Raw genomic sequence first — 5,708 nt, forward strand, 5'->3', positions numbered from 1 at the left:
GGGCAACCCCCTGGACCGCGACCACCACACACCGTCACACACCCTCCAGCGCGGCCAACGCCCTCCTCGCCACCTCCCGCCCGATCGGCAGCGAGGCCGTCGCAGCGGGAGACGGCGCGTTCAGCACATGCACGGTCCGCGGCCCCTCCTTGATCAGGAAGTCGTCGACCAGCGTCCCGTCCCGCAGCACCGCCTGCGCCCGCACCCCCGCCGCCGACGGCACCAGATCCCCGTCCTCGACCGCCGGCAACAGTCTGCGCACCGCATCCGCGAACGCCCGCCTCGACACCGACCGCCGCAGCTCACCCGCCCCGTACCGCCAGTGCCGCCGCGCTATCCGCCACGACCCCGGCCAGGCCAGCGTCGCGCCCAGCTCCCGAGGCCGTACGACGCCCCACCCGTACCCCTCCCGGGCCAGCGCCGGCACCGCGTTGGGCCCGATGTGGACGCCGCCGTCGATCCCGCGCGTGAGATGCACGCCGAGGAACGGGAACGCCGGATCGGGCACCGGATACACCAGCCCCTTCACCAGCTCGGGCCGCGCCAGCGTGAAGTACTCGCCCCGGAACGGCACGATCCGCATCCCGGGCTCGTCCCCGGTCAGCCGTGCCACCTCGTCGCAGTGCAGCCCGGCGCAGTTCACCAGTGCCCGCGCCCGCACGACATCCCCGCCGGACGTCCGCACGGCCACCCCGAGCTCCGGCCGCCGGTCGACGCGGACGACCTGGGCGCCGTAGCGGATCTCAGCCCCCGAGGCCTCCGCCAGCTGCCGGGCGACCCCGACGAAGTCGCAGATCCCGGTCGTCCCGACGTGTATGGCGGCGAGGCCGCGCACCTCAGGCTCGTACTCCGTGATCTGTGCGGGTCCCAGCTCCCGCACCGGAATTCCGTTCTCCCGCCCCCGCTGCACCAGTGCGTGCAGCCGGGGCAGCTCCGCCTGTTCGGTCGCGACGATCAGCTTGCCGGTGACGGCGTGCGCGATGCCGTACTCCGCGCAGAACTTGACCATCTCGGCCGCGCCCTCGACGGCGTACCGGGCCTTCAGCGACCCCGGCCGGTAGTAGATCCCGCTGTGGATGACCCCGCTGTTCCGCCCGGTCTGATGCCGGGCCGGCCCCTGCTCCTTCTCCAGCACGGTCACGCGCGTCCCCGGCGCGGCCCGAGTGATCGCATACGCGGTCGACAGCCCGACGATCCCGCCCCCGATGACGAGCACGTCACAGTCGTAAGCGACCTCCGCCCGCACCTGCACCACCTCCCTGCTCTAGATAGTGCACTGCGCCACTGACATCACCTTCAAACTCGGATGCGGGCAGCACTCCGAAAGGGGGTGCGAGGCTGTGCGGCGGACGCTCGGGCAACCGGTTACGCCGGAGCCATCAGCAGGGGTCGTGCGCGCTCCCGCAGCTCCACCACGCGCGGCTCGTCACCGTACGGCTCCAGCCGGTGCAGGAGATCCTTGACGTACTCGGTGGTGCGAGCCGACGAGATACGCCCCGCGACCTCCACCGCCCGCACCCCCTGCTCGCACGCCGCGTCGAGATTGCCCGACTCCAGTTCCGCGACCGCCGAGACGACCAGCCGCAGCCCGTGCGACCGGACGAACTCCTCCGTCGGCTTCGACAGGGCCTGCTCGGTGAACCGCCGCACCTGACGAGGAGCCTTCAGATCGCGGTAGCACTCCGCGGCATCCGCGGCGAACCGGTCGTAGGAGTAGAAGCCCAGCCACGACGGATCCTGGTCCCCGTCCCGGGACCGCTCCAGCCACCCCTCCGCCGCCTTCAGCGCCGCCCCGGCTGCCTGCGCGTCACCCGCACGCGCGTGTGCACGTGCCTCGACGAGCCGGAAGAAGCTCATGGTGCGGGCGGTCGCCAGACCCCGGTTCCGCTCCAGCGCGGCCTGCGCGAGGTCCACGCCCTCGTCGCCGAACCCGCGATAGGTCGCCTGCAAGGACATCGACGCCAGCACATACCCGCCCAGGGGTACGTCGGCGGCCGCGCGGGCCAGTCGCAACGCCTGGATGTAGTACCTCTGCGCGGCCTCCTGCTGACCGGTGTCGAAGGCCATCCAGCCCGCGAGACGGGTCAGTTCGGCGGAGGCGCCGAACAGCGCACGGCCCACCTCGTCGGAGTACGAGCCGAGCAGCAGCGGTGCCGCCTCCACCCGTAAGCACTCCGGCACCATGGACGAACGCCAGTCGCCGCCTCCGTACTTGGAGTCCCAGCGCCTGGCGTCCTCGGCGGCCTCCCGCAGCTTCTGCACATCGCTGTGGCCGACTTTGAGCGGTGCGCCGGACCCCTCCGCGGAGTTCACCTCGCGCGCGACCGAGCTGTCGGCCGGGGTTATCAGCCACCGTGAGGCGGGCGTTGCGTATGCGCTCACTGCGAACGATCCGGCCAGCGACTGCCAGATGCCGCCGGCGCCCGAGCGGCGCCCTGCGAGGTCGAGCCGGTACAGCTCCGTCGCCGAGCGGACGGCCTGTCCGACGTCCCTGGGGAAGGCGAGGCCCACTTCGGGTGCGGGATCCGCGTCCGCCAGACCGATCTCGTGGAGCGGTACCGGGCGGCCGAGCTTCTGGCCGATCGCGGCCGCGATGAGGTGCGGCGCGGCGCCTTGCGGCACCATGCCCTTCGACACCCAGCGCGCCACCGACGTCTTGTCGTAGCGAAGAGTCAACCCGCGTTGAGCGCCAAGATCGTTGACGCGACGCGCGAGCCCTGCGTTGCTGATTCCCGCGAGGGCGAGAACGGCGCCGAGTTTTTCGTTCGGCCCGCGTTGCTCCCTGGACATGCGCCACCCCTCGACACAGACGGCTGCCGCGCTGGCATAACCACGCGGCATTCGTAAACCCAGCGTAGTTCGCCGCATCCCAAGCGTTAAGAGGCATTGTTCCGGATGGCGGGATTGTGGTCCGTACGCGCGTGCGGGCTCCCTACACACCGTCGCGACGTGCCCCCGTTGTGTGGCCGTGCGCCTGTGCGTGCGCTCTTCTCCGGCCATCGGGGGAGCGGTTCCATGGATCGTGCGTGGGTCGGCCCGCTGTACTGGATCCAGTGGGCTGGGGGATTCCGCCACCTCCATCCCCGCGGGTGGCGGAACGGTCCGGGGGGCGAACTCCGTTCCCCGGACTGCGCGTTACCGATGCGGTGCGCAGAGCCTGTACGGAGCGTGCGCAAGCCTGTCCCCGCTCCGCCAAGTTGGCCGAAAATCGCCCCCGCATCTCCAGGGCAATTACCGCTCCTACCATGGAAATTGACGGCGCGAAGGGCGTCTTGGGGGAGCGTATCGGGGGCGCATTCGCGCCGCAGGTACCTTGCCCTGTACGGGCGTTCGCTTCTTCACGGGTATGCGCACAGGGGCGCATTCAACGGAGCTCAAGCGGCTCCACCGCCTCTCCGGTGCGCCTCCTTCATGGCAGCATGGTGAACCGGTTCGTACGGTGCACTGGTTGTCCACAGCCTGTGGAGGCGTCGATGCGGTGGTTGGTGGGGTGGAGCAGCACCGCAGCGGGAGCGGCCGTGATCGGCTCCGCGGGGGCGACCGGAGGCGACGGCGAGACGGTGCATCCGGTGGGTTCCCAATTGCTATGGGGCGACCCCGATCCGCTGTGGGCGGTCGGCGACTGGCGCCCCGACGAGGTGCGGGTCATCAAGGCCGACGCGCAGAATCGAATCGCCGTCCTCGGCACCTGCGGGGCGACGGACGAACAACTGCGGGTCGGACTCTTCGCCGCGCGCGGAGGCGCCCTTCGGCATCTGACGGCCTGGTCCGGCAGTTACACGGCCGTCGTCCAGGTGGGCCGTCGGGTCACCGTCTGCGGCGATCTCGCGGGCGCCCGGCCGGTGTTCTACACGCCCTGGGCCGGCGGCACCGCCTACGCGACGGCGGCCCTTCCGCTGGCCGACCTCATCGAGGCCAACCTCGACTTCGGGCATCTGGCGGCCCTCCTGGCGGCCCCCGACGTCCCGGCCGCGCTGCACGACTCCACCCCGTACGACGGCGTACGGCGCATTCCGCCGGGGCACGCCCTGATCCTGCGCACCGGCGCACGGGAGATCGCCGGCTACGAGCAGGTCGCCTCCCTCGCGGTGGCGGCACCCTCGGCCGACCCGGACAGCGCGGTGGACGCGGTAAGGGACGCGCTGGTGGAGGCGGTACGCGCGCGTCTGGCGGCGCCCCGCCATGTGCCCGGCGCCGACATCGACCCGGGCCCGGTTCCGGGGATGGGCCCCGCCGAACGCCGTGCCGCGCGCGGGATGCCGGTTCCCGGCATCGGGGCGGACCTGTCGGGCGGTCCGGCGTCGGGAACGCTGGCGCTGCTCGCGGCGGGCCTGCCCGGGATGCCGGGGACCGTGCTGGGACACGGCACGGGTGCGGGCGAGCGACTGCTGGCGGTCACCTTCAACGACCTGGCGGTGCGCGGCCGGGAGGCCGAGGTGGAGCGGGCGGGCTCGCTGGCGGCCAACCCACGGCTGCACCACGTGGTGGTGGCCGGCGGCGAGGAGACACTGCCGTACGCCGACCTGGACGGCCCGCTGACGGACGAGCCGGGGCCGTCCCTGGTGACGGCGGCCCGCCACCGCGCGCGCCTGGCGTCGGGCAGCGCGGACCACTTCACGGGATACGGCGCCCGTCAGGTCCTGGACGCACACCCGGCCCGCCTGGCGGATCTGCTGATGGACCGCAAGCGACGCCATCTGGTCCGCCCGGTGGCTGCGCTGGCGAAGGCGGACGGTTCGGTGATGGTCCCCGCGCGCGTGTACGGCGCGGCACGCCGCCTCGCCCGTACGCCCTACCGAACGGGCCTGGAGGTCCTCGCCGACCGGCTGATGGACCGCCGCTTCGACGAACCGGGGGGTGCGGTCGGGGCGTCACTGGCCGCCCTCGCGTGGGCCAGACCCGGCCCCGCGGCGCGCTGGCTGACGGGGGAGGCGCTGGCTGAAGTATCGGTTCGCCTCCAGGGTGCGACGAGCCGCTCGGGGGTCGGCCCGGGCCAACGCCCAGGCGACTACCGCGCGCGTGCGGCACTGGCACGAACCGCCGCGGACGTACGCATCCTGGAGCAGGCCGCGGAGATCCGCTTCCAGCGTCTGCACGCCCCGTTCCTCGACAACCAGGTCGTCCGAGCCTGCCGGGCCCTCCCGGAGGCGCTGCGCGTCCAACCGGGCGCGCGGGCCGCGATCCTGCGCACGGTCCTCCAGGGCGCGGGCGTCGCCGACCTCCCGCCCGGCTGGGGCGCGCCGTCCCACGCCTCGGCGGCGGTGGCGGCCCGCACCGGCCTGCGCGTGGCGGCGGACTCCCTGATGTCCCTGTTCGGCACACCCCTCCTCGCGGAGGCGGGCCTGGTGGAGGCACGCGTCGTCCGCAAGGCCCTCCGCGCGGCAGCGGAGGGCGAACCCCTCCCGCTGGACGGCCTGGCAGACCTCGTCTCCCTGGAACTCTGGCTCCGCCGCCTACTGTCCCGCCGCGGAACCTGCTGGACCGGAACCCCGGCACGCGCCCGCGCGGTACCCGCCGGAATCACCCCCCAACGAGGCGCACTGGGAGCAGCGGCAACGGCCCGAAGGGCGTAACAACGAGCCACCCCGAACCCCGGCCCACTCTCTTCGGCCCGTCCGGTGTTCGAGAACGAAGCGGGCCGTCCCGAACCCCCGCCCACCCACCCGCTGGGGCCGCAGCGCTCAACCCCGGTCCAGGCAATCCCAGCC

General features: G+C 72.8%; 3 protein-coding genes. 1 reads left to right on the forward strand and 2 read right to left on the reverse strand.

Annotated elements, in window-relative coordinates; translation table 11 throughout:
- Positions 1–34 precede the first annotated feature (34 nt).
- Together lhgO and HLK59_RS47615 are read right to left on the reverse strand one after the other, a co-directional pair.
- On the reverse strand, positions 35–1,255 hold the full coding sequence (gene lhgO / locus HLK59_RS47610) for an L-2-hydroxyglutarate oxidase (protein ID WP_171147930.1): 1,221 nt from the start codon (positions 1,253–1,255) through the stop codon (positions 35–37).
- 110 nt (positions 1,256–1,365) lie between these two features.
- The gene (locus HLK59_RS47615; RefSeq protein ID WP_171147931.1) at positions 1,366–2,790 is read right to left on the reverse strand and encodes an MFS transporter; all 1,425 of its coding nucleotides are present in this window, start codon (positions 2,788–2,790) and stop codon (positions 1,366–1,368) included.
- A 683-nt stretch (positions 2,791–3,473) separates the two neighbouring features.
- On the opposite strand from HLK59_RS47615, the gene HLK59_RS47620 reads away from it, so the two are divergent.
- Positions 3,474–5,573 carry an asparagine synthase-related protein gene (locus HLK59_RS47620; protein WP_171147932.1) on the forward strand — a complete coding sequence of 700 codons (2,100 nt, stop codon included), beginning with the start codon at positions 3,474–3,476 and terminating at the stop codon, positions 5,571–5,573.
- Positions 5,574–5,708 lie beyond the last annotated feature (135 nt).

The organism is Streptomyces sp. S3(2020) (assembly GCF_013044505.1).
GTDB lineage: Bacteria > Actinomycetota > Actinomycetes > Streptomycetales > Streptomycetaceae > Streptomyces.